At 71.8% G+C, this 24,555-nt stretch carries 23 protein-coding genes; 7 read left to right on the forward strand and 16 right to left on the reverse strand.

The window, feature by feature from the left end:
* The first annotated feature begins 131 nt into the window (after positions 1-131).
* Entirely contained in the window at positions 132-725 is a 594-nt protein-coding gene (locus tag ACFY1J_RS27925) for an HAD family acid phosphatase (protein WP_390732186.1), read from the forward strand.
* A 118-nt stretch (positions 726-843) separates the two neighbouring features.
* Here the strand turns inward: ACFY1J_RS27925 and ACFY1J_RS27930 are convergent, their stop codons facing one another.
* The gene (locus tag ACFY1J_RS27930; protein ID WP_390711633.1) at positions 844-3,369 is read right to left on the reverse strand and encodes an ATP-dependent Clp protease ATP-binding subunit; all 2,526 of its coding nucleotides are present in this window, start codon (positions 3,367-3,369) and stop codon (positions 844-846) included.
* A gap of 429 nt (positions 3,370-3,798) precedes the next feature.
* Between ACFY1J_RS27930 and ACFY1J_RS27935 the strand changes: the two genes are divergently transcribed.
* Positions 3,799-4,497 (forward strand): SCO3374 family protein, encoded by a 699-nt coding sequence (locus ACFY1J_RS27935; RefSeq protein ID WP_390732187.1) that lies wholly within the window; start codon positions 3,799-3,801, stop codon positions 4,495-4,497.
* Here ACFY1J_RS27935 and ACFY1J_RS27940 read toward each other — a convergent pair.
* The 10 genes from ACFY1J_RS27940 to ACFY1J_RS27985 all read right to left on the reverse strand — a co-directional run bounded on the left by ACFY1J_RS27940 (position 4,476) and on the right by ACFY1J_RS27985 (position 13,325).
* Positions 4,476-4,811 (reverse strand): Lsr2 family protein, encoded by a 336-nt coding sequence (locus ACFY1J_RS27940; protein WP_030573823.1) that lies wholly within the window; start codon positions 4,809-4,811, stop codon positions 4,476-4,478. The genes ACFY1J_RS27935 and ACFY1J_RS27940 overlap by 22 nt on opposite strands.
* 234 nt (positions 4,812-5,045) lie before the next feature.
* Positions 5,046-5,579, reverse strand: a complete 534-nt coding sequence (locus ACFY1J_RS27945) for an amino-acid N-acetyltransferase (RefSeq protein WP_390711635.1) — start codon at positions 5,577-5,579, stop codon at positions 5,046-5,048.
* Between the two features lie 9 nt (positions 5,580-5,588).
* Positions 5,589-5,984 (reverse strand): BlaI/MecI/CopY family transcriptional regulator, encoded by a 396-nt coding sequence (locus ACFY1J_RS27950; RefSeq protein ID WP_390711636.1) that lies wholly within the window; start codon positions 5,982-5,984, stop codon positions 5,589-5,591.
* 202 nt (positions 5,985-6,186) lie between these two features.
* Positions 6,187-6,366, reverse strand: a complete 180-nt coding sequence (locus tag ACFY1J_RS27955; protein WP_390711637.1) for a hypothetical protein — start codon at positions 6,364-6,366, stop codon at positions 6,187-6,189.
* A gap of 86 nt (positions 6,367-6,452) precedes the next feature.
* A complete protein-coding gene (locus ACFY1J_RS27960; protein WP_390711755.1) occupies positions 6,453-7,097 on the reverse strand; it encodes a hypothetical protein in 645 nt (214 codons plus the stop codon).
* A gap of 725 nt (positions 7,098-7,822) precedes the next feature.
* Positions 7,823-8,620 (reverse strand): type III pantothenate kinase, encoded by a 798-nt coding sequence (locus ACFY1J_RS27965; RefSeq protein ID WP_390711638.1) that lies wholly within the window; start codon positions 8,618-8,620, stop codon positions 7,823-7,825.
* A gap of 5 nt (positions 8,621-8,625) precedes the next feature.
* Positions 8,626-9,612, reverse strand: a complete 987-nt coding sequence (gene nadC / locus ACFY1J_RS27970) for a carboxylating nicotinate-nucleotide diphosphorylase (RefSeq protein WP_390711639.1) — start codon at positions 9,610-9,612, stop codon at positions 8,626-8,628.
* 5 nt (positions 9,613-9,617) lie between these two features.
* Positions 9,618-11,336, reverse strand: a complete 1,719-nt coding sequence (locus tag ACFY1J_RS27975; RefSeq protein ID WP_390711640.1) for an L-aspartate oxidase — start codon at positions 11,334-11,336, stop codon at positions 9,618-9,620.
* Positions 11,333-12,334 carry a pantoate--beta-alanine ligase gene (panC, locus tag ACFY1J_RS27980; RefSeq protein WP_390711641.1) on the reverse strand — a complete coding sequence of 334 codons (1,002 nt, stop codon included), beginning with the start codon at positions 12,332-12,334 and terminating at the stop codon, positions 11,333-11,335. The genes ACFY1J_RS27975 and panC overlap by 4 nt, the downstream gene beginning before the upstream one ends.
* Before the next feature lie 70 nt (positions 12,335-12,404).
* The gene (locus tag ACFY1J_RS27985; RefSeq protein WP_390711642.1) at positions 12,405-13,325 is read right to left on the reverse strand and encodes a Rossmann-like and DUF2520 domain-containing protein; all 921 of its coding nucleotides are present in this window, start codon (positions 13,323-13,325) and stop codon (positions 12,405-12,407) included.
* A gap of 196 nt (positions 13,326-13,521) precedes the next feature.
* On the opposite strand from ACFY1J_RS27985, the gene ACFY1J_RS27990 reads away from it, so the two are divergent.
* Together ACFY1J_RS27990 and ACFY1J_RS27995 are read left to right on the forward strand one after the other, a co-directional pair.
* Positions 13,522-14,694: a threonine aldolase family protein gene (locus ACFY1J_RS27990; protein WP_390711643.1), complete on the forward strand. Its 1,173-nt coding sequence runs from the start codon at positions 13,522-13,524 to the stop codon at positions 14,692-14,694.
* Between the two features lie 120 nt (positions 14,695-14,814).
* Positions 14,815-15,921: a DUF5937 family protein gene (locus ACFY1J_RS27995; RefSeq protein WP_390711644.1), complete on the forward strand. Its 1,107-nt coding sequence runs from the start codon at positions 14,815-14,817 to the stop codon at positions 15,919-15,921.
* Positions 15,922-15,967: 46 nt separating this feature from the next.
* On the opposite strand, the gene ACFY1J_RS28000 is transcribed toward ACFY1J_RS27995, so the two are convergent.
* The 3 genes from ACFY1J_RS28000 to ACFY1J_RS28010 all read right to left on the reverse strand — a co-directional run bounded on the left by ACFY1J_RS28000 (position 15,968) and on the right by ACFY1J_RS28010 (position 18,675).
* Positions 15,968-16,600: an AAA family ATPase gene (locus tag ACFY1J_RS28000; protein ID WP_390711645.1), complete on the reverse strand. Its 633-nt coding sequence runs from the start codon at positions 16,598-16,600 to the stop codon at positions 15,968-15,970.
* A 75-nt stretch (positions 16,601-16,675) separates the two neighbouring features.
* The gene (locus ACFY1J_RS28005; RefSeq protein WP_263211090.1) at positions 16,676-17,347 is read right to left on the reverse strand and encodes a response regulator transcription factor; all 672 of its coding nucleotides are present in this window, start codon (positions 17,345-17,347) and stop codon (positions 16,676-16,678) included.
* Between the two features lie 122 nt (positions 17,348-17,469).
* Positions 17,470-18,675, reverse strand: a complete 1,206-nt coding sequence (locus tag ACFY1J_RS28010; RefSeq protein ID WP_390711646.1) for a sensor histidine kinase — start codon at positions 18,673-18,675, stop codon at positions 17,470-17,472.
* Positions 18,676-18,793: 118 nt separating this feature from the next.
* Between ACFY1J_RS28010 and ACFY1J_RS28015 the strand changes: the two genes are divergently transcribed.
* Complete coding sequence (locus ACFY1J_RS28015) at positions 18,794-19,840, forward strand: SAM-dependent methyltransferase (protein ID WP_390732188.1); 1,047 nt, start codon at positions 18,794-18,796, stop codon at positions 19,838-19,840.
* Between the two features lie 27 nt (positions 19,841-19,867).
* On the opposite strand, the gene ACFY1J_RS28020 is transcribed toward ACFY1J_RS28015, so the two are convergent.
* A complete protein-coding gene (locus tag ACFY1J_RS28020; RefSeq protein ID WP_390732189.1) occupies positions 19,868-21,019 on the reverse strand; it encodes an NADH-quinone oxidoreductase subunit D in 1,152 nt (383 codons plus the stop codon).
* Between the two features lie 31 nt (positions 21,020-21,050).
* Here ACFY1J_RS28020 and ACFY1J_RS28025 point away from each other — a divergent pair, with 31 nt between their 5' ends.
* Both ACFY1J_RS28025 and ACFY1J_RS28030 read left to right on the forward strand, forming a co-directional pair.
* Positions 21,051-21,554, forward strand: coding sequence for a PH domain-containing protein (locus ACFY1J_RS28025; protein ID WP_390732190.1), 504 nt, complete (start codon positions 21,051-21,053; stop codon positions 21,552-21,554).
* Positions 21,551-22,882: a PH domain-containing protein gene (locus ACFY1J_RS28030; RefSeq protein WP_390732191.1), complete on the forward strand. Its 1,332-nt coding sequence runs from the start codon at positions 21,551-21,553 to the stop codon at positions 22,880-22,882. The genes ACFY1J_RS28025 and ACFY1J_RS28030 overlap by 4 nt, the downstream gene beginning before the upstream one ends.
* A gap of 313 nt (positions 22,883-23,195) precedes the next feature.
* On the opposite strand, the gene ACFY1J_RS28035 is transcribed toward ACFY1J_RS28030, so the two are convergent.
* The gene (locus tag ACFY1J_RS28035; RefSeq protein ID WP_390732192.1) at positions 23,196-24,446 is read right to left on the reverse strand and encodes a hypothetical protein; all 1,251 of its coding nucleotides are present in this window, start codon (positions 24,444-24,446) and stop codon (positions 23,196-23,198) included.
* Positions 24,447-24,555 lie beyond the last annotated feature (109 nt).

A 24,555-nucleotide genomic window follows, 5' to 3' on the forward strand; every position in this document is an offset into this window, starting at 1 on the left:
GAATTCACAGCTCGGTGTGACGCAGATCTCTGTACGCCTACCCCTCGGTAACCTTACGGTTCCCCTCGCGCCATCCTCACCCAAGATCATGCCCCTGACAGGCCTGTACGGACGTGAGAGGACCCCCACCGATGACCAGACGCCCCTGGGCTCGCCGTATCACCGTGACCGCCGTCTCGGCGGCCGCGCTGGCGGCCATGGCCACCCCGGCCGACGCCGCGACCGCCACCAAGGTCGACTACGCGACCTGGCAGCAGGACTGCCAGAGCGTGATGGGCCAGGCCCTGCCGTATCTGAAGGACCGTATCGACGACGCCAAGCCCGGCGAGAAGCAGGCGATCGTCTTCGACATCGACAACACCACGCTGGAGACCGACTTCGGTTTCAGCTACCCGCAGCCGGCCAACAAGCCGGTCCTGAACGTCGCGAAGTACGCCCAGGAGCACGGCGTCTCCCTCTTCTTCGTCACCGCCCGCCCGGGCATCATCGCCGCGCCCACCGAGTTCAACCTCGAATACGACGGCTATGACGTCTCCGGTCTCGACGTCCGCGGCTTCTTCGACCTCTTCAAGGACGTCGCCGCGTACAAGACCGCCCAGCGCGTCGCCATCGAGAACAAGGGCTACACGATCATCGCGAACATCGGCAACAGCGCCACCGACCTGTCGGGCGGCCACGCCGAGAAGACGTTCAAGCTGCCCGACTACGACGGCCAGTTGTCGTAACCCGGATCTTCGCGGCGCAGCGCATACGGCGGCGCAGCGCATACGGCGGCGCAGCGCATACGAAAGGGGCCGGTGCTGGAAAGCATCGGCCCCTTTCGTCGGCTCGACCCGCGGGGGGTCAGGCGTCCTTGCTCAGGTTCGGCCCGGCTCCGCCGGCCGCCTGCTCGATCGGCGGGACGTCGGGCAGTGCCGACTTCTCCTCACCTCGGAAGGTGAAGGTCTTGGTCTCGCCCTCGCCCTCGGTGTCCACGACCACGATGTGACCGGGGCGCAGCTCGCCGAAGAGGATCTTCTCCGACAGCGAGTCCTCGATCTCGCGCTGGATGGTGCGGCGCAGCGGCCGGGCGCCCAGCACGGGGTCGTAACCCTTCTTGGCCAGCAGCTCCTTGGCGGACTGGGAGAGCTCGATGCCCATGTCCCGGTCCTTGAGGCGCTCGTCCACCTTGCCGATCATCAGGTCGACGATCCGCAGGATGTCCGCCTGCGTCAGCTGCGGGAAGACGACCACGTCGTCGACGCGGTTCAGGAACTCGGGGCGGAAGTGCTGCTTGAGCTCGTCCGACACCTTGTTCTTCATGCGCTCGTAGTTGGACTTCGTGTCACCCGTGGCCGCGAAGCCCAGGTTGAAGCCCTTGGAGATGTCCCGGGTGCCGAGGTTGGTCGTCATGATGATGACCGTGTTCTTGAAGTCCACGACCCGGCCCTGGGAGTCGGTCAGACGACCGTCCTCCAGGATCTGCAGCAGCGAGTTGAAGATGTCCGGGTGGGCCTTCTCGACCTCGTCGAAGAGGACGACGGAGAACGGCTTGCGGCGGACCTTCTCGGTCAGCTGGCCGCCCTCTTCATAGCCCACGTAGCCGGGGGGCGAACCGAAGAGCCGCGACACCGTGTGCTTCTCGCTGAACTCCGACATGTCGAGGGAGATCAGCGCGTCCTCGTCGCCGAAGAGGAACTCGGCGAGCGCCTTGGACAGCTCGGTCTTACCGACACCGGACGGACCGGCGAAGATGAACGAGCCACCCGGGCGCTTCGGGTCCTTCAGACCCGCGCGCGTACGGCGGATCGCCTTCGACAGCGCCTTGACGGCGTCGTCCTGGCCGATGACCCGCTTGTGCAGCTCCTCCTCCATGCGGAGCAGGCGGCTGGACTCCTCCTCGGTCAGCTTGAAGACCGGGATACCGGTGGCCGTGGCGAGGACCTCGGCGATCAGCTCGCCGTCGACCTCGGCGACGACGTCCATGTCGCCGGCCTTCCACTCCTTCTCCCGCTTGGCCTTGGCGGCCAGGAGCTGCTTCTCCTTGTCGCGCAGGGAGGCGGCCTTCTCGAAGTCCTGCGAGTCGATCGCGGACTCCTTGTCCCGGCGGACGGCGGCGATCTTCTCGTCGAACTCGCGCAGGTCCGGCGGCGCGGTCATCCGGCGGATACGCATCCGGGAGCCGGCCTCGTCGATCAGGTCGATCGCCTTGTCCGGCAGGAAGCGGTCCGAGATGTACCGGTCGGCCAGGGTGGCGGCCTGGACCAGGGCCTCGTCCGTGATCGAGACACGGTGGTGGGCCTCGTAGCGGTCGCGCAGACCCTTGAGGATCTCGATCGTGTGCGGCAGGGACGGCTCGGCGACCTGGATGGGCTGGAAGCGGCGCTCCAGGGCCGCGTCCTTCTCCAGGTGCTTGCGGTACTCGTCCAGCGTGGTCGCACCGATGGTCTGCAGCTCACCGCGGGCCAGCATCGGCTTCAGGATCGAGGCGGCGTCGATGGCGCCCTCGGCGGCACCCGCACCGACCAGCGTGTGGAGCTCGTCGATGAACAGGATGATGTCGCCGCGGGTGCGGATCTCCTTGAGCACCTTCTTCAGGCGCTCCTCGAAGTCACCGCGGTAGCGGGAGCCGGCGACCAGGGCGCCGAGGTCCAGCGTGTAGAGGTGCTTGTCCTTGAGCGTCTCGGGCACCTCGCCCTTGACGATGGCCTGGGCGAGACCTTCGACGACGGCGGTCTTGCCGACGCCGGGCTCACCGATCAGGACCGGGTTGTTCTTCGTACGGCGGGACAGCACCTGCATGACCCGCTCGATCTCCTTCTCGCGCCCGATGACCGGGTCGAGCTTGGACTCACGAGCGGCCTGGGTGAGGTTCCGGCCGAACTGGTCCAGGACGAGGGATGTCGAGGGGGTGCCCTCGGCCGGGCCGCCGGCGGTGGCGGTCTCCTTGCCCTGGTAGCCCGACAGCAGCTGGATGACCTGCTGGCGGACACGGTTGAGATCGGCACCCAGCTTGACCAGGACCTGGGCGGCGACGCCCTCGCCCTCACGGATCAGGCCGAGCAGGATGTGCTCCGTGCCGATGTAGTTGTGGCCCAGCTGAAGGGCCTCTCGGAGCGACAGCTCCAGGACCTTCTTGGCACGAGGGGTGAAGGGGATGTGCCCGGACGGGGCCTGCTGGCCCTGGCCGATGATCTCCTCCACCTGCTGGCGGACCGCCTCGAGCGAAATCCCGAGGCTCTCAAGGGCCTTGGCGGCGACACCCTCACCCTCGTGGATCAGGCCCAGGAGGATGTGCTCGGTGCCGATGTAGTTGTGGTTGAGCATCCGGGCTTCTTCCTGAGCCAGGACGACAACCCGCCGCGCGCGGTCGGTGAACCTCTCGAACATCGTTAATCGCTCCTCAGAGCGGTCAGGCAGTGGGGGGAACTTCCCCTCCCTGTCCTTCCGCAGCTTAGTCCCGCAAGCGGGGACCGCTCATTCCAACTGCCGACACCGTCGATGGCCTCCTGACCCCGAACGCCGACATATGCTCCAACCCGATGGTGCGAGACGATGTTCCCGCAGGCCAGGCAGTTACCCCTATCTCCAGTACGCCGATGGCGAACGTGAGACGGCCCGCCCTGCGTGTCGCCCCCTCCCACTAGGGATGTCTTACCCGTACGGACTGACACTCCATGCCGTGGGCACCGGTTCCCTCCGCTATGGGCGAACAACCTTGCGTCTGCCCGGGCCCCCTCAAGGCCCTCACCGGAGACTCTCCGCTGTCAATTGAACACTCAGCGTAACTTGCGAGGGTCTTCGGCGGTTGCACTTGGCATGGCTGGCGCAGTCCCCAAGGTTCCGCTCCCCCGTCGTCCACTCGATGCGCACGATCCCTCCGGTCCGTACGACCCCTACGATCCGGCCGACCCGGGCGACCCCGCGGCCCGGATCCGGCACTGGTACGAGAACGAACTGGAGTGGCCGACAGTGCCCGGTGAGCCGGTACGGCTCGTCACCGGGCTGCGCTTCGACGTGCTGGACGTGCCGGCCGGGGCGGGCGCCGTGGCGCTGCGGCACCTGGAGCCGGGCTCTCCCGTGGCCCTTCAGGGGGACCGGATGCGGCTGCTGGTGGCCGCGGGCAGCGCGGAGGAGCTTCCGGGGCTGCTGGAGTGGCTGGAGTGGGGCGCGCTGGCCCTCGATCTCGTCGCGCTGGGCGCGGGCGGGCGCGTGGACGCGCCACTGCCTCCCGAGCGGGCCTCCACCGGGCCCCGGCCGCTGCCCCGGGGCCGCTCCGGTGCCGGTCCCGCGCTGCGCGCCCCCGGCTCCGTGGAGGGGGCCGCCGTGTGGCTGCGGCCCCCCGAGCCGGGGTGCGGGGCCGAGGCTTCGCTGCCGACGCTGTCGGCCATGGGGGGCGTGGGGGGCGCCCCCGATCTCGTACGACTCGTGGACACGGTGGCGACGCAGTGCCACCGGATCCGGCTGCGGCGCGTGTGCGCCGGGCCGCCGGTCTCTCAGCCGTTGGCCTTCTCGTAGGCCTCGCGGATGGACGCGGGAACACGGCCACGGTCGTTGACCTCGTAACCGTTCTCCTTCGCCCAGGCACGGATCTGCGCGGTGTCCTGGCTGCCACCGGAAGCGGCACGGGCCTTTCCACGCCCGCCCGAAGCACGGCCACCGGTACGCCGGCCGCCCTTCACATAGGGCTCAAGAAGGCCACGCAGCTTGTCCGCATTGGCGGTCGTGAGGTCGATCTCGTACGTCTTGCCGTCCAGCGCGAACGTCACGGTCTCGTCCGCCTCGCCGCCGTCGAGGTCGTCGACAAGAAGGACCTGAACCTTCTGTGCCACCGGATTTCCTTTCATCGATAACTTCAAGGGCCGGGGGTCTGCGGCGTCCGCCGTTTCGCCGCCCCCTGTTATATGCAGTACTGCAGTACGTCGGAAAGCAAACCGCTTTTGCTGGAAAAACACAAACCCCTGGGAGAGACTCAGGGGCTGCCCCCGCCCCGGAAACATGCGCGTTTCGGACATAGGGAACCTGGGCATGGCCGTAGGGCCGGAATACCGGACCAAGCGCGGCGATCACAGATGCAGAAGCATCCGGCTGTTGCCCAAGGTGTTCGGTTTCACTCGTTCGAGACCGAGGAACTCCGCGACGCCCTCGTCATAGGAACGCAACAGCTCCGCGTAGACATCGGTGTCGACGGGCGTCTCGCCGATCTCCACGAAGCCGTGCTTCACGAAGAAGTCGACTTCGAAGGTCAGACAGAAAACACGGCGAACACCGAGCCAGCGCGCGGTGTGCAGCAACTTCTTCAGCAACTGATGGCCGACACCCGCGCCCTTCAGGCCGGGCTTCACCGCGAGAGTTCGGACTTCCGCGAGGTCTTCCCACATCACGTGCAGTGCGCCGCAGCCGACCACCTCGGCGTTGTCGTCCCGTTCCGCGACCCAGAACTCCTGGATGTCCTCGTAAAGCGTGACGGTCGCTTTGTCGAGCAGGATGCGGTCTCGGACGTACACGTCGAGGAGGCGGCGCACGGCCGGCACATCGCTGGTCCGGGCCCGCCGGACCGTGATGGCTTTAGCGGTGACTTCGGGACGCTCTGCTGACATGAGCGGACGCTATCGCCCGCCGCCGTCCTGTGCGGAGCCGGGGTTCTCGGCGCCGGTATCGGTGGGGGTATCCATGGTTTCCGGACCCTGGACGATCCGTACCGCGTCCCTGAGGGCCTGTCGCTGTTCGTCGCTCATCATCCCGAAGAATGCGACGAGAGCGGCGGCCGGGTTGTCGCTCTGCGACCAGGCGTCGTTCATCAGGGCGGCGGCGTACGCGGCGCGTGTGGAGACGGCCTCATATCGATAGGCCCGGCCTTCAGCCTCGCGGCGCACCCAGCCCTTCTGATGGAGATTGTCCAAAACGGTCATCACCGTGGTGTACGCGATGGACCGTTCCTGCTGAAGGTCTTCAAGGACTTCTCGAACGGTCACCGGGCGGTTCCACTTCCACACCCGCGTCATGACCGCGTCTTCGAGTTCTCCCAATGGGCGAGGCACAACTCAGAACAATAGTGGGAGATCCCGGCAATGGCGTGCCGGACGTGCACTTTCAGCGCCAAACGCGGACAAAAGGGGCGTATGGCTCAAAGAAGGTGAGCGGCCGGGGGCCGTACCCCCTGACCCCGGGCGTTCCGGGGCGTCGTCGAACGCCTGCCGGAGTCCGTCAGGCGTCGCTGCTGCTGGCGGAGGCCCTCCGTGCACCCTCCGCGCGCGCGATGGCGTCGACGACGGCGTCCTCCTTGGCCTTGGCGGCCCCGCCCTGGGTCTTCACGATCACGCGGACCAGACCGATGAAGAACACGGCCATGACGACCGGGGGCACGAGCGCGGAGACGTAGTCCATGCGACCAGGGTAGCCACGGGGGGACGAACAGCCGGGTTGGGGTGGACCCATCCCTGTTTCGGCACGTCGCCCGTCCGCCGTGTCCGTCAGCCCGCCGCGAGCCGGTGCTGCGGCGGATCGGCGGGCGGCGAGGACGGCTTCCGGCGCGGGAAGACCTCGCCCGGGGTCGGAATGGGCCGGGAGGGCTTGGGGGCGGCGGGCTCGGCGGGCTCGGGTCCCGGACGCTCCGCGGGACGCTCGGCGGGCTTCTCCGCGGGCTTCTTTCCCTGCTCCTCGCTCGCGCCCCTCGCACCCCTCGCGCCCCCGGGAAGGGCCATCAGCCGCGTACGGGCCTGTACGGGCGTACGGCAGGCGGGCACGCTCGGAAGCCCGGCGCTTCGGCCCGCGCCGCGCACAGGCCCCTCGCAACGCTCCAGGAGGGCCGCGGCGACCGGACTTCCGCTCAGCGCACGCAGTGCGGCGAGGTCGTCCCCGACGGGCCGGTAACCGGCCTCCAGCGCCTCGTCCAGGAGGGTGAAGTACCCGGTGGCGGTCCCGGGCAGGGCGGCGCGGTACCGGGCGAGGTCGGCCACCAGGAAGGCGCGCAGCCGGGCGCCCTCGCGCATCGCCTCGTCGAGCGAATCGGCGAGGCTCAGACAGTCCTGGACGTCCTCTGCCGAGGTGGGACCGGGGTGAAGGGCGAGGGCGAGAGCGCGGCGGAGCACACGCAGCTCCGCCACACCGAACACCATGCCGCCGCGGGATCCGTATGGCGTGGGCATGCACCGAAGATACGCACTAATCAGACAAACCCGACATAGAAGCCGGGCGTGGCGCCCACAAGCCACCCACCTGGCCGGTGCCACGCGCTACCGGGCTCCGGGCTGCCCGCTGCCGGCTCCGGCCTGGACATCCATCCACCCGGACACCGTCCGGCGGGAGCAGGGGCACCGCGTCCCGGCGGAAGCACGGGTGCCGTCCCGGCGGGAGGGGGGCACCGTCCCGGCAGGAGCACAGGCGCCGTCCCGGCAGGAACACGGGCCCCATCCCGGCAGGAACACGGGCCCGCCCCAGCGGGAGCAGGGGCACCGGTCCCGGCAGGAGCACAGGCCCCAGCCCAGCGGAGCACGAGCCGCGCCCCAGCAAGAAGACAGGCACCGCCCCGGCACGAGCAGGGGCACCGCGTCCCGGCGGAAGCACGGGCCCCATCCGAGCGGGAGCACAGGCGCCGCCCTGGCGGGAGCGCGCGCCGCCCCGGCAGGAGCACAGGCCGTCCCAGTGGGAGCGCAGGCGGCGGCCCGTAGGAGCGCGGCACGTGGGAGGGGGTCCGGGCGGCGGGTAGGAGGCGCTGGCGGTAGGCCGGTCCGAACCAGGTCGTGCCGGTGGCTGTCGGCGCAGGAGCGGGACGCTCAGGTGTCTCGCTCGGTCGGTGGCCAGGTGGGCCGGGCACCGGCACCCTCGTGGGCCGGTGCCGCGCTCACATGCGCGAGACGTTGCGCTCGTACACCAGGCGCAGTCCGATCAGGGTCAGCCACGGCTCGTGTTCGTCGATGACCGACGACTCGCCGAGGACCATCGGGGCCAGGCCGCCCGTCGCGATCACCGTCACGTCCTCGGGATCGTCGGCGAGTTCCCGGGCCATCCGGCTCACCACGCCGTCGACCTGCCCGGCGAACCCGTACACGATGCCCGCCTGCATGGCCTCGACGGTGTTCTTGCCGATCACGCTCCTGGGCCGGGCGACCTCGATCTTGCGCAGCTGTGCGCCCCTGACGCCGAGCGCCTCGACGGAGATCTCGATGCCGGGCGCGATGACACCGCCGACGTACTCCCCGCGCGCGGACACCGCGTCGAACGTCGTCGCCGTACCGAAGTCCACGACGATCGCGGGGCCCCCGTACAGCTCGACGGCCGCCACCGCGTTGATGATGCGGTCCGCGCCGACCTCCTTAGGGTTGTCGGTGAGGATCGGCACGCCGGTCTTCACGCCGGGCTCCACCAGCACGGCGGGCACGTCGCCGTAGTAGCGCCGGGTCACCTCGCGCAGCTCGTGCAGCACCGACGGGACGGTCGCGCAGATCGCGATCCCGTCGATGCCGTCCCCGAGGTCGTCGCCGAGGAGCGGGTGCATGCCCATCAGGCCCTGCAGCAGCACCGCCAGCTCGTCCGCCGTGCGGCGCGGGTCCGTGGAGATCCGCCAGTGCTCGACGATGTCCTCGCCGTCGAACAGGCCGAGAACGGTCTGTGTGTTGCCCACGTCGATCGTGAGGAGCATGGCCGTTACTCCGCCTCGCGCAGGTCCAGGCCGATGTCCAGGATCGGCGAGGAGTGGGTCAGGGCCCCGACGGCCAGGTAGTCCACGCCGGTGTCCGCATAGGCCTTGGCGTTCTCCAGCGTGAGCCGGCCGGAGGCCTCCAGCATCGCCCGGCCGTCGACGATCGCCACCGCCTCCTCGCACTCCAGGGGCGTGAAGTTGTCCAGCAGGATCAGGTCGGCGCCCGCGTCCACGACCTCGCGCAGCTGGTGCAGGGTGTCGACCTCGACCTCGATCGGCACGTCCGGGAAGGCAGCCCGCACGGCCTCGAAGGCCTGGGCGACCCCGCCCGCGGCGACCACGTGGTTGTCCTTCACCAGCGCCGCGTCCGACAGCGACATGCGGTGGTTGACGCCGCCGCCGCAGCGCACCGCGAACTTCTCCAGCGACCTGAGGCCCGGCGTCGTCTTGCGGGTGTCCCGGACCCGGGCCTTGGTGCCCTCCAGGACGTCCTCCCACGCGCGCGTGGCGGTCGCGATGCCCGACAGACGGCACAGCAGGTTGAGCGCGCTGCGCTCGCCGGTCAGCAGGTCCCGGGTGTGCGTGGTGACCGACAGGAGCTTCTGCCCGGCCTCCACCCGGTCGCCGTCCTCGACGTGCCGCTCGACCTCGAACTCGTCCGTGCAGACCACGGAGAGCACGGCCTCGGCGACCCGGAGGCCGGCCACCACGCCCGCCTCGCGGGCGGTGAAGTCGCCGGTGGCCACGGCGTCCTCGGGGATGGTCGCGACGCTCGTCACGTCCACGCCGTGGGCGAGGTCCTCCTGGATGGCCACGTTGGCGATGTCCTCGACCTCCACCGGGTCGAGTCCGGCGTCGGCCAGGAGCTGCGCGAGCGCGGGGTCGAGCCCGCACTCCAGGTACGCGTCGTCTCCTTCGGCACCCTCGGCGCCGCAGGCGCAGCCGTCGCCGCAGCCGCCGGTGGGGGCGAGGGGAAGGTCGTCGGTGCTCACTTCTGTCACTGCTCCTGGGGACGCGGGTGGTGCTGGGTAGGGGGGAAGTCTGCGGTGTCAGTGGTGCGTACGGCCAACGTGCGGTCCGGATTCAGCCGTACGACGATGTGGCGCCGCCAGCCGGCGTCGTCACGGTCGGCGCGGTCCTCGCGCCAGTGGCAGCCGCGGGTCTCCTCGCGCAGCCGCGCGGCGGCGACCAGGACGCGGGCCACGCACATGAGGTTGGTGGCCTCCCAGGTGTCGACGCCCGGCTCGGCGGTCTTGCCGTTCTCGTCGAGGGCGTCGCGGGCCTCGGTGTGCAACTGCTGAAGCTGGTCGGCGGCCTTGGCGAGGGAGTCGTCCGAGCGCAGGACGCCCGCGCCCTCGGCCATGATCCGCTGGATCGCGAACCGGGCCTCGGGGGCGAGGAGCGGGTGGGCGGGCGTCTCGGGGTGCTCGACCGGCTCGGGCACGCGCGCGTGCAGGCCGTCGCCCGCGTGGCTCGCCGCGATGTCGGCGGCGATCCGCTCGGCGTAGACGAGCCCTTCCAGGAGGGAGTTGGAGGCGAGCCGGTTCGCGCCGTGCACGCCGGTGCAGGCGACCTCGCCGCACGCGTACAGGCCCGGGACGGTCGTACGGCCCCGGGCGTCGGTGCGCACGCCGCCAGAGGCGTAGTGGGCGGCCGGGGCGATCGGGATGGGCTCGGTGACCGGGTCGATGCCGTTGGCGCGGCAGGCGGCCAGGATCGTCGGGAAGCGGTGCTCCCACATGTCGGCGCCGAAGTGCCGGGCGTCCAGGAACATGTGCTCGGCGTCCCGCTCCTGCATGCGCCGCATGATGCCCTTGGCGACGATGTCCCGGGGTGCGAGCTCGGCCAGTTCGTGCTGCCCGATCATGAAGCGCACCCCGTCGGCGTCGACCAGGTGGGCGCCCTCGCCGCGCACCGCCTCGGAGACCAGCGGCTGCTGGCCCTCCGCGTCGGTGCCGAGGAACAGCACGGTCGGGTGGAACTGAACGAACTCCAGGTCGGAGACCTCCGCGCCGGCACGCAGCGCGAGGGCCACGCCGTCGCCCGTGGACACGGACGGGTTGGTGGTCGCCGAGAAGACCTGACCCATGCCACCGGTCGCGAGGACCACGGCGGGGGCGTGCACGGCGCCGACGCCGTCGTGCTGGCCCTCGCCCATGACGTGCAGGCTGACACCCGCGGTACGGCCGTCCGCGTCCGTCAGCAGATCCAGGACCAGCGCGTTCTCGATCGTACGCAGGCCCCGCGCGCGTACGGCCTCGACGAGCGCCCGGGAGATCTCCGCGCCGGTGGCGTCGCCGCCGGCGTGCGCGATGCGGCGGCGGTGATGGCCGCCCTCGCGGGTGAGCTCCAGCCGTCCTTCGGACTCGTCGAAGTGCGCGCCGGTGTCGATGAGCCGCCGTACCGCGTCGGGACCCTCCGTGACGAGGATCCGTACGGCCTCCTCGTCGCACAGGCCCGCGCCCGCGACCAGGGTGTCGTCCAGGTGCTGTTCGGGGGTGTCGCCCTCGCCGAGGGCCGCGGCGATGCCGCCCTGCGCCCAGCGCGTGGAGCCGTCGTCGAGCCGGGCCTTGGTGACCACGACGGTCTTCAGGCCCGCGGCCTCGCAGCGCAGGGCCGCTGTGAGGCCGGCCACCCCGGAGCCGACGACCACCACGTCCGCGGAGATGGACCACCCGGGGGCGGGCGCGTGCAGTCGTATGCCTGTGCTGGTCACGAGGCGGCTCCGAAGGTTCCGAAGGTGAGAGGGAGGTTGTCGATCAACCGGGTCGTCCCGACCCGGGCGGCGACGGCGAGGACGGCTTCGCCGGTGAAGTCGTCACCGATGTCGGTGAAGTCGGACGGGTCGACCAGGGCGAGGTAGTCCAGTTCGAGCGGCGGGTCGAGGCGGGCGGCCTCGTCCAGGACCAGGCGGGCGGCGGCACGGACGGCCGCGGCGGCCCCGGGCACGGCCTTGGCGACGGCGTGCGCGTCGGCGGCCGCGCGGGACTCCCCTATGGCGCTGAGCGCCTCGGCACGCGCGCGCGTGGAGGGCACTTCGAGGGCCCGCGCGCGCAGCGCCTCCTGCGCGGCGTGCCGGTCGCGGCCGGCGAACAGGGACTGGGACAGGGCGAGGGCCGTGTGCCGCTCCTGGGGCGAGAGATACCGGTTGCGGCTCGACAGGGCGAGGCCGTCCTCCTCGCGCACGGTCGGTACGGCGACGATGTCGACGCCGAAGTTCAGGTCCCGCACCATGCGGCGGATCAGGGCCAGCTGCTGGGCGTCCTTCTGGCCGAAGAGGGCCACGTCGGGGCGGGTGAGGTGGAGCAGCTTGGCGACCACGGTGAGCATGCCGTCGAAGTGCCCGGGCCGCGAGGAGCCCTCCAGGCGCTCGCCCATGGGGCCCGCGGTGATGCGCACCTGGGGTTCGCCGCCGGGGTAGACCTCGTCCACGGAGGGGGCGAACACGGCGTCCGCGCCGGACTGTTCGGCGATCTTCAGGTCGGCTTCCAGGGTGCGCGGGTAGCGGTCGAGGTCCTCGCCCGCGCCGAACTGCAGCGGGTTGACGAAGACGGTGACGACGACCTCGCCGTCCGGCCCGGCGATCGCGCGCGCGCTGCGGATGAGCGTGGCGTGACCCTCGTGCAGGGCGCCCATGGTCATCACCACGGCACGGCGACCGTGACGCACACGCGCGTGCAGCTCGTCGGCGGTGCTCAGCAGGGCGGTGGTCATCGGAAGTCTCCGTTCCGGGGCACGCGTGTGGTCGGACGGCTCTCCTGCGCGGTCGTGGGCGCGGACCGGCTCATCGGGTGTCCCCCTCGGTCCGGCCGGCGAGCACCCCGAGGAGGTCCTCCGCGAGTTCCGGCTTCAGCAGCCCGTGCGCGAGCGCGCGGTCGGCGGTCGCGCGGGCCATCGCCAGATAGCCCGCGACGGTCTGCGGGGAGTGCCTGCGCAGCTCGGCGACGTGTGCGGCGACCGTGCCCGCGTCGCCGCGCGCGACCGGCCCGGTCAGCGCCGCGTCGCCGGAGCGCAGGGCGTTGTCCAGGGCGGCGCCGAGCAGCGGGCCGAGCATCCGGTCGGGGGCCTCGACGCCGGCGGTGCGCAGCAGCTCCATGGACTGGGCGACCAGGGTCACCAGGTGGTTGGAGCCGAGGGCGAGGGCCGCGTGGTAGAGCGGGCGGTTCTCCTCGGCGATCCACTCGGGCTCGCCGCCCATCTCGATGACGAGGGCCTCGGCGGCCAGCCGCAGTTCCTCGGGGGCGGTGACGCCGAAGGAGCATCCGGCGAGCCGCTGGACGTCCACCGGGGTGCCGGTGAAGGTCATCGCGGGGTGCAGGGCCAGCGGCAGCGCGCCCGCACGCAGGGCGGGGTCCAGGACCTTCGCGCCGTACCGCCCGGAGGTGTGCACGAGCAGTTGGCCCGGCCGTACCGCGCCGGTCTCGGCGAGGCCCGCCACCAGGCCGGGCAGGGTGTCGTCGGGGACCGTGAGCAGCACCAGGTCGGAGCGCTGGAGGACGTCGGCGGGCGGGGCGAGCGGGACGTCGGGCAGCATCAGCGCGGCACGTCGCCGGGAGGCTTCGGAGACCGCGGAGACGGCCACCGGGCGGTGGCCGGCGAGCTGGAGAGCCGCGGCCAGCGCGGGGCCCACGCGGCCGGCGCCGACGACGCCGACGGTGAGCCGCGCGGGGCGGTCCTTGAGGTCTGGCTGCTGGTCTGTACTCACGCCACGGTGGCCTTCCCGTTCCAGTCCGCTCTGGGTACCGGACGATTTCTCGTCATGTTAACGCTATCGGCTTGAGGACCGATCGCGTTGTCCACAGGCTGTGGGTTTCCACACGTCCGCACGGCGGGCCCGACAACGGTTCGCCCGGCGAAAATCCGGCTGCTCGCGCGGAGGCCGGCAGGGCATGATCCGGCGCATGACTGATACGGGTGAACAGGGCGAAGAGCGCTCGGCACAGCAGCGGTTGCGGGAGCGGCGGTCGGCGGCCCACCGGAACGCACAGCGCGTCCTGTCGCGCGCGGGCTGGCGGGGCACGATCCGCGAACGGCTCGCGCTGCTGCAGGAGACACCGCCCCAGGTGTACGACCTGGACGAACCGGCGGACATGTACGGCGACCGGATCGTCGCGTCCCTGGAGGAACGGGTCGCCGCGCTGCTGGGCACGGAGGCGGCCGCGTTCTTCCCGACCGGCACGATGGCGCAGCAGGTGGCCCTGCGGTGCTGGGCGGGCCGCACCGGCGACCCCACGGTCGCCCTGCATGCGCTGGCCCACCCCGAGGTGCATGAGCGGAACGCGTTCAGCCAGGTCAGCGGGTTGCGTCCGGTCCGGGTGGCCGATGCGCCCCGGCTCCCCACCGCCGAGGAGATACGCGACTTCCCGGAGCCCTTCGGGGCGCTGATGCTGGAACTGCCCCTCAGGGACGCCGGTTTCGTACTGCCTTCGTGGGAGGAACTCACCGAGCTCGTCGCGGCCGCCCGGGAGCGCGACGCGGTGGTGCACTTCGACGGGGCGCGCCTGTGGGAGTCCACCGTCCACTTCGGCCGCACCCTGGACGAGATCGCGGGCCTCGCGGACAGCGTCTACGTCTCGTTCTACAAGTCCCTCGACGGCTTCGGCGGAGCCGCGCTCGCCGGTCCGAAGACCCTGGTGGAGGAGGCGAAGACCTGGCGGCACCGGTACGGCGGCATGGTCTTCCAGCAGTTCCCCACCGCGCTGTCGGCGTTCGCCGGGCTGGAGCGGGAGCTTCCCCGGCTGCCGGACTATGTGCGCCACGCGCGCGTGGTGGCCGCCGCGCTGCGCGAGGGGTTCGCGGCGGCCGGGGTGCCGTGGGCACGGGTGAACCCCGAGGAACCGCACACCCACGAGTTCCAGGTGTGGCTGCCGTACGACCCCGAGGTGGTGGCGGAAGCGGCGGTGCGCCAGGCCGAGGAGACCGGGACGCTCCTGTTCGGCGACGGGTGGCAGCCGCGCGGCCCCGGCCTTGCCGTCACCGAGGTCACGGTGCGCTCCGCGGGCCTGGAGTGGACGGCGGCCGACGTACGGGCAGCCGTCGCGGACTTCGTGACCAGGTTGCCGGAGAAGGCCTAGCCACAAGATCCGCGGGCGACACCACCGGCCGGGCCGCGCCGGCCGAGGCGGGAAGTCCCCGATTGACGGCCGCCGTCAATCGGGGACGGGCTTGTCAGTGGCGGCGTGCACCATGGGTGCATGAGCGTGCGCATCGACATCGCGGGGCTGCGGCCGGAGAGGGTCGCCGTCGTGCCCTCGCCCCTGGCCGAGCTCGGCATGGCGCTGCACGCGCTGTCCGAGCCGGGGCACCACCCGGGGCTGCAGGGCTGGGTCACCGGCGTCACCGCCCGGCTCGACTCGCATCTGGCCGACCGGATGTGCGAGGCCGACTTCCTGTGGCGGACGACGTTCTCCGATCTGTTCCTGCCGTTCGCGGGCATCCCGGGCGGGTCCGGGCTTCCGGGCGCCACGCTCGCCGAGGACCTCGATCTGCTGGACAAGCTGACGGACGAGCAGTTCGTGGACACGGCACTCGAGTTCACCTGCGCGCTTCCCTACGGACTGCCGGGCCCCGGCCCGCTCGCCGACGCCGAGCTGCGCCGACGCGCCTTGGAGCTGGCCGCGGCGCGGGGGCCGCAGCAGATGCGCTTCGCCGAGCGGCTGCTGGCCGACCCGCCCCGGATCCGGGGCTGGCTGCGGCAGTTCCTGGAGGACTGCGACGAGGCGTTCTTCGCGGAGACCTGGTCCCGGCTGCGCCACCAGCTCACGGCGGACGCCCGGCACAAGACGGAGCTGCTGCGCCGCAAGGGCCTGGCGGAGGCGCTGGCGTCCGTGTCCCCGGTCGTGACCCTGGACGAGCCGGCCGGCCGGATCACGGTCGACAAGCTGGGCGAGGGGCGTACGGCCACGGCGGACGGCGGCCTCCTGCTCGTGCCGACGAGCCTGGGCTGGCCCCACCTGATGGTGCTGCACCGGTACGACTGGCAGCCGGTCCTGCACTATCCGGTCGGCTCCCCCGAACTCGCCGCCCCGCCCTCCGTCGAGCAGCTCACCCTGCGGATGACCGCCCTGTCCCACCCCGTCCGCATGCGCATCTGCCGCAATCTCGCCCGCAGCGCCTACACCACGAGTGAGCTGGCCCAGGTCCATGGCATGACCGCCCCCGAGATATCCCGGCACCTGAGCGTCCTCAAGAAGGCGGGCCTGATCACGACCCGGCGCCGCGGGCGGTACGTCCTGCACCAGCTGGACGTGTCGGTGGTGGCGCGGCTCGGCAGCGACTTCCTGGAGGGGATCCTCAGATAGCCGGGCCGCCGGAGACAGCCGGGCAACCGGGCAACCGGGCCGCCCGTCAGTCGAAGCGGATGTGCTTCACACCGACCCCGGCCTGCCTGAGCCGCGTCCGCAGCGCGCCCTCGGTGTTGGGCCTGAGGGTCAGCCCGGCCAGGACGGCGATCCGGTCCGCGGTCTTCGGCACGGTCGAGTGGTCGGTCCACAGGTGCTCGGCGAACTCCGGCTCGCTCAGCCGCTCCAGGCAGTGGTCGAGCTGCCGCACGGCCCAGCTCTCTCTGCGCAGACCGGCGTTCTTCCCGGCGACGTGGCGCAGGAGGCGCCCGAAGCCGCGCTCGCGCAGCCGCCGAAGGACGGTCTCGCGCTGGGCGAGGAGCGTGAAGTGGCGCACGTCGTGGCCCAGTTCGCGCAGCCGGCCGACCGTCTCCTCGAAGCAGACGGGATCGGTGACGGTCATGGGCGCGATCACCGCGCCGTCGCGCTTGGTGAGGGCGAGGTCGAGCACCTCGACGACGCCCTGTCGCCAGGAGGTCAAGTCCCGGAAGTCTCCGCGCAGTTCGGGCGGGAGCGTGCGGTGCAGGCCGAAGCCGGCGTACTCCGGATCGCAGATCACGCTGCCCGGAAGCCGACGCTGGATCTCGTGTGCGGTCTGTGTCTTGCCGCCCCCGAAGGGGCCGTTGATCCACAGGAGCATGCGCAGACCCTAGTGCCCGCCGGGCACGCGGGAGTCACGTTTCCGGGAGTCGTCCCCGAGACACGGTGCGCGGACTCAGCCGTGCCCGCCGGCCCGTACCAGCCCCGTCTCGTACGCCAGGACCACCACCTGCACCCGGTCCCGCAGTCCCAGCTTGGTCAGGATGCGGCCGACGTGGGTCTTCACCGTCGCCTCGGACAGCACCAGCCGGGCCGCGATCTCGCCGTTCGACAGGCCCTGCGCCACCAGCACCATGACCTCGCGCTCACGGTCGGTGAGCCGCTCCAGCTCCTTGTGCTGGGGTTCGCGGCCGGTGGCGGGCAGCATCGGCGCGAAGCGGTCGAGCAGGCGGCGGGTGGTGGAGGGGGCGACGACGGCGTCGCCGCTGTGCACGGCGCGGATCGCGGTCAGGAGTTCACCGGGCGGCACGTCCTTGAGCATGAAGCCGGAGGCGCCCGCCTTCAGCCCGGAGAAGGCGTACTCGTCGAGGTCGAAGGTGGTCAGGATCAGCACCTTCGGCGGGTCGGGCTCGGAGCAGACGCGGCGCGTGGTCTCCACGCCGTCCAGCTTCGGCATGCGGACGTCCATCAGCACCACGTCGACGGGGGTGGAGCGCAGCACCTGCAGGGCCTCGACGCCGTCGCCCGCCTCCGCGACGACCTCCATGTCCGGCTGGGCGGCGAGCACCATCCGGAAACCGGTGCGCAGCAGCACCTGGTCGTCGACGAGCATCACGCGGATCGTCATCGGGGCCTCTTCCGTTTCCGTCTTTCCGACTGCTTGCCGGTATGTCTGTGGGTCTGGTCGTGGGTCTGCTGGTGCGTCTGCCGGAGGGCGTGACAGGTGTCAGCAGGGGGTGCGCTGCCGCGTCAGTGCGCCGGTTTGAGCGGGAGCAGGACGCTGATACGGAAGCCTCCCCCGGGACGCGGGCCCGCGTCGAGGGTGCCGCCCACCATGCCGACCCGCTCGCGCATGCCGATCAGCCCGTGGCCCTGGCCGTCGGCACCGCCCTCCTCGTACAGCTCGTGCGGGGCGCCCTTGCCGTCGTCCTCGACGAGCAGGCCCAGCCCGTCGTCGAAGTAGACCAGGCGCACGCTGGCGCCCGCGTTCGGCCCCCCGTGCTTGCGGGTGTTGGTCAGCGCCTCCTGCACGATGCGGTACGCCGTGAGCTCGACACCGCTGGGCAGCGGACGCGGGGTGCCCTCGACCTTGAAGTCGACGGGCAGGCCGGAGCTGCGGCACTGCTCGACGAGGTCGTCGATCTGCTCGACGTCGGGCTGCGGGACGTACTCACCGACCTCCTGGTGCTCCCCGGTGCGCAGGACGCCCAGCAGGCGGCGCATCTCGGCGAGGGCCTGGCGGCCGGTCGAGGAGATCGTCTCCAGGGCCTTCTTCGCCTGGTCGGGCGCGGCGTCGAGGACGTAGGCGGCGCCGTCGGCCTGCACCACCATCACCGACACGTTGTGCGCGACCACGTCGTGCAGCTCGCGCGCGATGCGGGCGCGCTCGGCGGCGACCGCGACCTTGGCCTGCGCCTCGCGCTCCTTCTCCAGCCGGGCGGCGCGCTCCTCCAGCTGTTCGAAGTAGGCGCGGCGGGTGCGCATCGAGTCGCCCAGCACCCAGGCCAGGGCGAAGGGCACCGTCTGGAAGACCGCTATCGCGACCTTGCCCGGGAGGCTCGCCTCCGCGGCGGGCCAGCGGATCTGCGCCAGGGTGGCCGCGCACAGGCTGATGGTCAGGGCGAAGCGGGAGGCCCAGCGCGCTCCGAGGGTGGCCACCGTGTAAGTGATCACCAGCATGGCGAAGTCGGCGACGGTCGTCTCGATGTCCAGGACCAGCTGCGCCAGTCCGGTCGCGGCGGCCAGGAGCAGCATCGGCTCCGGGAAGCGGCGGCGCAGCGCGACGACGACGCACAGCACGGCGGACACCGCGAGTCCCGCGGCTACCGATCCGTGGTGGTCAGGGGCCCCGTTGACGCTGGTCACGCTCACGCCGGAGATCCCGAAGAGGACGACGGCCCAGAAGGTGTCGACCCACGTCGGGTGCCTGCGGAGGAAGTCATAGAGGCGCTGCACGTAACCCAGAGTAGGGAAGCGAGATGCGTGCAGGGGTCAACCGAAGGATCGATCCGGGCCCGACGCGCGTACTCCGCAAGGTGGAGGCCGTGATCATCTGTGCGCCTAGTCTGTTCCGGTGACGGACGAAACAGCGGCCGATACGGCGGACGAAGCGGCAGGCGGGGCGGCTGGCGACTGGCGTGGCTGGCGGGCCGCGGCGAAGGCGGCGCTGTACGGGCCCGGCGGCTTCTACCGGCGCCCCGAGGGCCCGGCCGGGCACTTCCGTACGTCGGTGCACGCCTCGCCGCTGTTCGCCGAGGCCGTGGCGGGGCTGCTGTGCCGGGTCGACGAGGCGCTGGGGCGGCCCGGAACGCTGGACTTCGTCGACATGGGTGCCGGGCGGGGCGAGCTGGTCTCCGGCGTGCTCGCCGCGCTGCCCGCCGACGTGGCCGCCCGCGCGCGCGGGTACGCCGTCGAGGTCGCCGACCGCCCCGAAGGCCTCGATGGGCGGATCAGCTGGCTGAGCGAACCCCCGGAAGGGATCACCGGGCTGCTCTTCGCCAACGAGTGGCTGGACAACGTACCCGTCGAGGTCGCGGAGGTGGACCCGGCGGGCGTCCCACGGCTGGTGCTCGTACGGGAGGACGGGGCCGAGCGGCTCGGGGAGCCCCTGGCGGGGGCGGAGGCGCGGTGGCTCGCGCGATGGTGGCCGCTGCCTGCCGAGGAGGGGCTGCGCGCGGAGATCGGGCTGCCCCGGGACACCGCCTGGGCGTCGGCCGTCTCGCGCGTCGCGCGGGGGCTCGCGGTGGCGGTGGACTACGGGCACACGGCGGACGCACGCCCCCCGTTCGGGACGCTCACCGGCTTCCGGGAGGGGCGGGAGACGGCGCCCGTGCCGGACGGGTCGTGCGACATCACGGCGCACGTCGCCCTGGACGCCTGCGCCACGCTCCACACGGCGCGCACGCTGCCGGGCGCACGCCTGCTCACGCAACGCGAGGCATTGCGCGCCCTGGGCATCGCGGGCGCACGCCCTCCGCTCGCACTCGCCTCCACCGACCCCGCGGCATACGTCCGCGCCCTCGCGAGCGCCGGCGAGGCCGCCGAGCTCACCGCGCCGGGCGGACTCGGCGACTTCGGCTGGCTGCTCCAGCCGGTCGGAATTCCGGACGCACTTCTCTAGAGCGGCCTGCTTGTCGTGGAGGGCGGCCTACTTGTCGATGTCCCCGACCACGAAGAACATCGACCCCAGGATCGCCACCATGTCGGCGACCAGCGTTCCCGGCAGCAGCTCGGTCAGGGCCTGGATGTTGTTGTACGAGGCCGAGCGCAGCTTCAGCCGGTACGGGGTCTTCTCACCCTTGCTGACCAGGTAGTAGCCGTTGATGCCGAGCGGGTTCTCGGTCCATGCGTAGGTGTGGCCCTCGGGCGCCTTCAGGACCTTCGGGAGCCGCTGGTTGATCGGGCCGGGCGGCAGCTCGGCGAGCCGGTCGAGGCAGGCGTCGGCCAGGTCCAGCGCGTTGTGGGTCTGCTCCAGGAGGCACTCGAAGCGGGCCAGGCAGTCGCCCTCGCTCCGGCTCACCACCTTCAGGGTGTCCTGGAGTTCCCCGTACGCGAGGTAGGGCTCGTCGCGCCGCAGGTCGAAGTCGACGCCCGAGGCGCGGGCGATGGGGCCGCTCACGCCGTACGCGTGCACGGTCTCCGGCGCGAGCCCACCCACGCCGCGGGTACGCCCCCGGAAGATCTCGTTGCCGAGCACCAGGTCGTCGAAGACATCCATGCGCGAGCGCACGGCGGCGACGGCCGCACGCGCGCGTGAAGCCCATCCGGCCGGCAGGTCCTCCTTCAGACCGCCGACGCGGTTGAACATGTAGTGCATACGCCCGCCGGAGACCTCCTCCATGACGTTCTGGAGGACCTCGCGCTCCCGGAACGCGTAGAAGACCGGGGTGATGCCGCCCAGCTCCAGCGGATAGGACCCGAGGAACATCAGGTGGTTCAGCACCCGGTTCAGCTCGGCCAGCAGCGTGCGCGTCCAGACCGCGCGCTCGGGCACCTCCATGCCGAGCATCCGCTCCACGGCGAGCACCACGCCCAGCTCGTTCGAGAACGCCGACAGCCAGTCGTGGCGGTTGGCGAGCATCACGATCTGCCGGTAGTCGCGGGCCTCGAAGAGCTTCTCCGCGCCCCGGTGCATATAGCCGATGACCGGCTCCGCGTGCACGATGCGCTCGCCGTCCAGCACGAGCCGCAGCCGCAGCACTCCGTGCGTGGAGGGGTGCTGCGGGCCGATGTTCAGCACCATGTCGGTGCTCTCCGCGGCGCCGCCGATCCCGACCGTGGTCTCCGTCGTAGGAGTCATGGACACAGTCTCCCCTACGTAGGCTTGCCGCATGGAGACGGGGAGCCCGGAAAATGCCGAGGCGACGGGGGCGGAGCCGGTCTGGACCGGGCTGCCGCCCGGCCTGCTGCGCATGCGGCGGCTGCTGCTCGCGGTGTGGCTGGGGACGACGGCCCTGGTCGTCGGGCTGCTGCTCGGTCTGCTCGCCGGGCCGGGGTGGGCCGGCTTCGCGCTGCTGCCGCTGGCCCTGCTGGCGTGGGGCTGGGCGCTCCTCGGCCGCAACTGGCGCTCGTGGCGGTACGCCGAGCGCGCCGACGACCTGCTGATCAGCCGCGGGGTGCTGTGGCGCGAGGAGACCGTCGTGCCGTACGGGCGGATGCAGCTCGTGGAGGTGAGATCCGGTCCCGTCGAACGGCACTTCGGGCTGGCCTCCGTGCAACTGCACACCGCGGCCGCGGCCACCGACGCGACGATCCCCGGCCTCGACCCGGCCGAGGCGGAGCGGCTGCGCGACCGGCTCACCGAGCTGGGCGAGGCCCGATCGGCGGGCCTGTGACGACACCGGGCCCCGACGACGTACGACAGGGGCCGGCCGTGCCCGAGCGGCGGCTGCACCCCGTGACGCCGTTCCGGCGCGCGTGGGCGCCGGTCGCCGTGATAGCCGGGTGGGCGGTGCACGACCCGAACCAGGCCCAGGAGCAGCTGACGAGGCTGACCACGACCATGCTGCTGGCCGGGCTCGCCGTGCTGGTCCCGGTGGCCGCCCTCTACGGCTTCATGTCCTGGTGGTTCACCCACTTCTCGGTGACCGACAGCGAACTGCGCATCCGTACCGGCCTGTTGTTCCGGCGCACCGCGCACATCCGGCTGGAGCGGATCCAGGCCGTCGACGTGACGCAGCCGCTCCTCGCGCGCGTGGCGGGTGTCGCGAAGCTCAGGATCGACGTCGTGGGGGCGGACAAGAAGGACGAACTGGCCTTTCTGGGCGAGGACGAGGCCCGCGCGCTGCGCGCGGAGCTGCTCGCGCGCGCGGCCGGTTTCGCGCCCGAGACGGCACGCGAGGTCGGTGAGGCGCCGGCGCGCGAGCTGATGCGGCTGCCCGCGCGCGAGCTCGCGATCTCCCTGGTGCTGACGGGCGCGACCTGGGGGTCCCTGGTCGCGGCGCTCGTCGTACCGCCGGTGCTGTGGCTGGCCACGCACAGCGTGGTGACGGTCCTCGCCACCGGCCTGCCGCTGCTCGGCGCGGCGGGCGCGAGCAGCGTGGGACGGTTCGTCGCCGAGTACGACTGGACGGTGGGCGAGTCCCCGGACGGCCTGCGCATCGACCACGGGCTGCTCGACCGCACGCACGAGACGGTGCCGCCGGGGCGGGTGCAGACCGTACGGATCGTGGAGCCGCTGCTGTGGCGGCGGCGCGGCTGGGTACGGGTGGAACTGGACGTGGCCGGGTCCTCGAACTCCGTCCTGGTGCCGGTCGCCCCGCGCGCGGTGGCGGAGTCGGTCGTCGCGCGCGTGCTGCCCGGAGTGACGGTGCCACCGCTGCGGTCGCTCACCCGGCCGCCGCGACGGGCCGGACGGTGCGTGCCGCTGTGGTGGCGCGGTTACGGCATCACGGTCACGGACACCGTCTTCGCCGCGCGGCACGGCCTGCTCCGCCGACGCCTGTCCCTGGTCCCGCACGCCAAGGTCCAGAGCGTACGGCGCTCCCAGGGCCCCTGGGAGCGCCTCTGGCGGCTTGCCGACGTCCACGTGGACACGGGAGCCAACAAGACGGTGACAGCCCGCCTGAGAGACGCCCAGCAAGCCGCAGCACTGCTCCAGAACCAGGCAGAAAGATCCCGAACGAGCCGCCGTGACGCCCGCCCGGACAGATGGATGACCTGAGCCGGCGACTGACCGCTCCGGCGAGATGGCTGCAACCGGGCCAAGGCGCAAGCCCCCAACCGGTCGCCCGACTCTGCGCACCCGCCCCAGGAACCCGGGCCGGGCAGGCACACACACCCTGAACCGGTCGTCCGACACCCGACCCTGCGCACCCGCCCCAGGACTCCGAGCCCGGCGGAAGGCCAGACCCGTCTCCCGGCACTGGCCGCCCTTCACCGCAGCAGCGCGAAACGACCCGAGACCGGCCGAGGCTCGCGGCCGGCAAAGCGAACGGCCGACGCCGGTTCCCCGGTGTCGGCCGTGTGCGGTGGGCTCAGGAAGCCGCGGTGCGCAGGTTCTGCATGTCGATCTGTTCCGTCTCGTCGTGGGCCGTCAGGTCGATGACCTGGCCGACGACGCGCGACCCCTCGTCGGCGGGCTTGAACGCGGCCTCGGACTCGGCCTTGTGGAGGGCGAGCGCCTCCTGGCCCACCACGTCGGCGAGGTCCTCGTTCTGCACGGCAGCCAGTTCGGTGGACTCCTTCTGCGTGCCGAAGAAGTCGAAACCGCCCGTGACCAGCGGACGCGGCATGGGCGCGGCCGGCAGTACGGCCACCGCGGTCGGCACCGTGAAGTGTCCCGCGGGCTGCTGCACGTTCTTGCCGGTCTCGGCCGGCACCGTCGTGGTGGCGGCGGCCGCGTGCTCGTGCCCGTCGGCCGCCTCGGGCTGCCCCTGTGCCTCGTCCTCCTGGGCGGCCTCCCGGACCGTCTCCCGGACGGATTCCGCCCCGGCGCCGTCACCGGCCGTCGCCTCGGCCGAGGGCGCTTCGGCGGCGGGCCGCTTCACCTCGTCCGCGACGCCGTCCCCTTTGGCGGCGGGCCCCACCTCGGAAGTCTCCTCGCCCTCGTCGAACCGGGACAGCGCCGCCTGGGCCCGCAGGAACAGCCGGGAACCCTCGGGCGAGAACACCCCGGGAACCGCCTGCTCCGCGTCCTCGGCCGTCTCCGCGCCCTCGGCGGCCTGTGCGGCCTCGGTCTCCCGCTCGGCCTCGGTCTCCCGCTCGGCCTTGGTCTCCCGCTCGGCCTCCGGCGCCGGCGAAGGCGCGGGCAGCAGCGCGCGCGAGGGCGCGGCCGTCTCTATCTCCAGCAGCCGGCGCCCCTCCAGGGCACTCGCCCGCTCGGTCTCCGCCGTCGCGTACCGCCGCAGCAGCGCGGCGTGCTCGTTGCGCAGCCCGGCCAGCTCGGTCCGCTTCGCGCGCAGTCGCTGCTCCAGCTTGGTGCGCAGCTCGCGCGACTCCTCCAGGTCGGTCTCCAGCTCGGCGACCCGTTCCTCGAAGCGCCACTCGTCACTCGCCCGCGCGCGCGTGAGGTCGGCCACCTGCTTGCCCGCGAGGCCGTCCCAGCGGCGCATCACGGCCGCACCGACGACCGCCGTCGCCGCGGCGATGGCGGCGACGACGCGCAGCACGCCCGTATCGGAGAACAACCAGGGACCAAACGCGCAGACGAGAGAGACGCCTGCGATCGCCGACGGCGGCAACAGCCGGTGCAAAGGCGGGGAATGGCGGTGACGTCCACGTGGCATGGCCAGAAACTTACCGCGCGTAGGCGAATCGTGGTGCCCCGCCCCGTAAAAACACAGCCATAACGATGCCTACACCCGACACCAGGAACGACACGACCGATCAGCGGGC

Source organism: Streptomyces sp. NPDC001406, from assembly GCF_042895285.1.
Lineage (GTDB): Bacteria > Actinomycetota > Actinomycetes > Streptomycetales > Streptomycetaceae > Streptomyces.

What these genes read in the sequence shown, in the direction of transcription:
- ACFY1J_RS28020 (WP_390732189.1), bottom strand. Translation starts at nt 21,019, where the DNA reads ATGACTCCTACGACGGAGACCACGGTCGGGATCGGCGGCGCCGCGGAG.
- ACFY1J_RS27955 (WP_390711637.1), bottom strand. Translation starts at nt 6,366, where the DNA reads ATGGACTACGTCTCCGCGCTCGTGCCCCCGGTCGTCATGGCCGTGTTC.
- ACFY1J_RS27995 (WP_390711644.1), top strand. Translation starts at nt 14,815, where the DNA reads ATGAGCGTGCGCATCGACATCGCGGGGCTGCGGCCGGAGAGGGTCGCC.
- ACFY1J_RS27960 (WP_390711755.1), bottom strand. Translation starts at nt 7,097, where the DNA reads ATGGTGTTCGGTGTGGCGGAGCTGCGTGTGCTCCGCCGCGCTCTCGCC.
- ACFY1J_RS27950 (WP_390711636.1), bottom strand. Translation starts at nt 5,984, where the DNA reads ATGACGCGGGTGTGGAAGTGGAACCGCCCGGTGACCGTTCGAGAAGTC.
- ACFY1J_RS27930 (WP_390711633.1), bottom strand. Translation starts at nt 3,369, where the DNA reads ATGTTCGAGAGGTTCACCGACCGCGCGCGGCGGGTTGTCGTCCTGGCT.
- ACFY1J_RS27935 (WP_390732187.1), top strand. Translation starts at nt 3,799, where the DNA reads ATGGCTGGCGCAGTCCCCAAGGTTCCGCTCCCCCGTCGTCCACTCGAT.
- ACFY1J_RS28000 (WP_390711645.1), bottom strand. Translation starts at nt 16,600, where the DNA reads ATGCTCCTGTGGATCAACGGCCCCTTCGGGGGCGGCAAGACACAGACC.
- ACFY1J_RS28035 (WP_390732192.1), bottom strand. Translation starts at nt 24,446, where the DNA reads ATGCCACGTGGACGTCACCGCCATTCCCCGCCTTTGCACCGGCTGTTG.
- ACFY1J_RS27990 (WP_390711643.1), top strand. Translation starts at nt 13,522, where the DNA reads ATGACTGATACGGGTGAACAGGGCGAAGAGCGCTCGGCACAGCAGCGG.
- ACFY1J_RS27925 (WP_390732186.1), top strand. Translation starts at nt 132, where the DNA reads ATGACCAGACGCCCCTGGGCTCGCCGTATCACCGTGACCGCCGTCTCG.
- panC (WP_390711641.1), bottom strand. Translation starts at nt 12,334, where the DNA reads ATGACCACCGCCCTGCTGAGCACCGCCGACGAGCTGCACGCGCGTGTG.
- ACFY1J_RS27965 (WP_390711638.1), bottom strand. Translation starts at nt 8,620, where the DNA reads ATGCTCCTCACGATCGACGTGGGCAACACACAGACCGTTCTCGGCCTG.
- ACFY1J_RS28025 (WP_390732190.1), top strand. Translation starts at nt 21,051, where the DNA reads ATGGAGACGGGGAGCCCGGAAAATGCCGAGGCGACGGGGGCGGAGCCG.
- ACFY1J_RS27945 (WP_390711635.1), bottom strand. Translation starts at nt 5,579, where the DNA reads ATGTCAGCAGAGCGTCCCGAAGTCACCGCTAAAGCCATCACGGTCCGG.
- ACFY1J_RS28005 (WP_263211090.1), bottom strand. Translation starts at nt 17,347, where the DNA reads ATGACGATCCGCGTGATGCTCGTCGACGACCAGGTGCTGCTGCGCACC.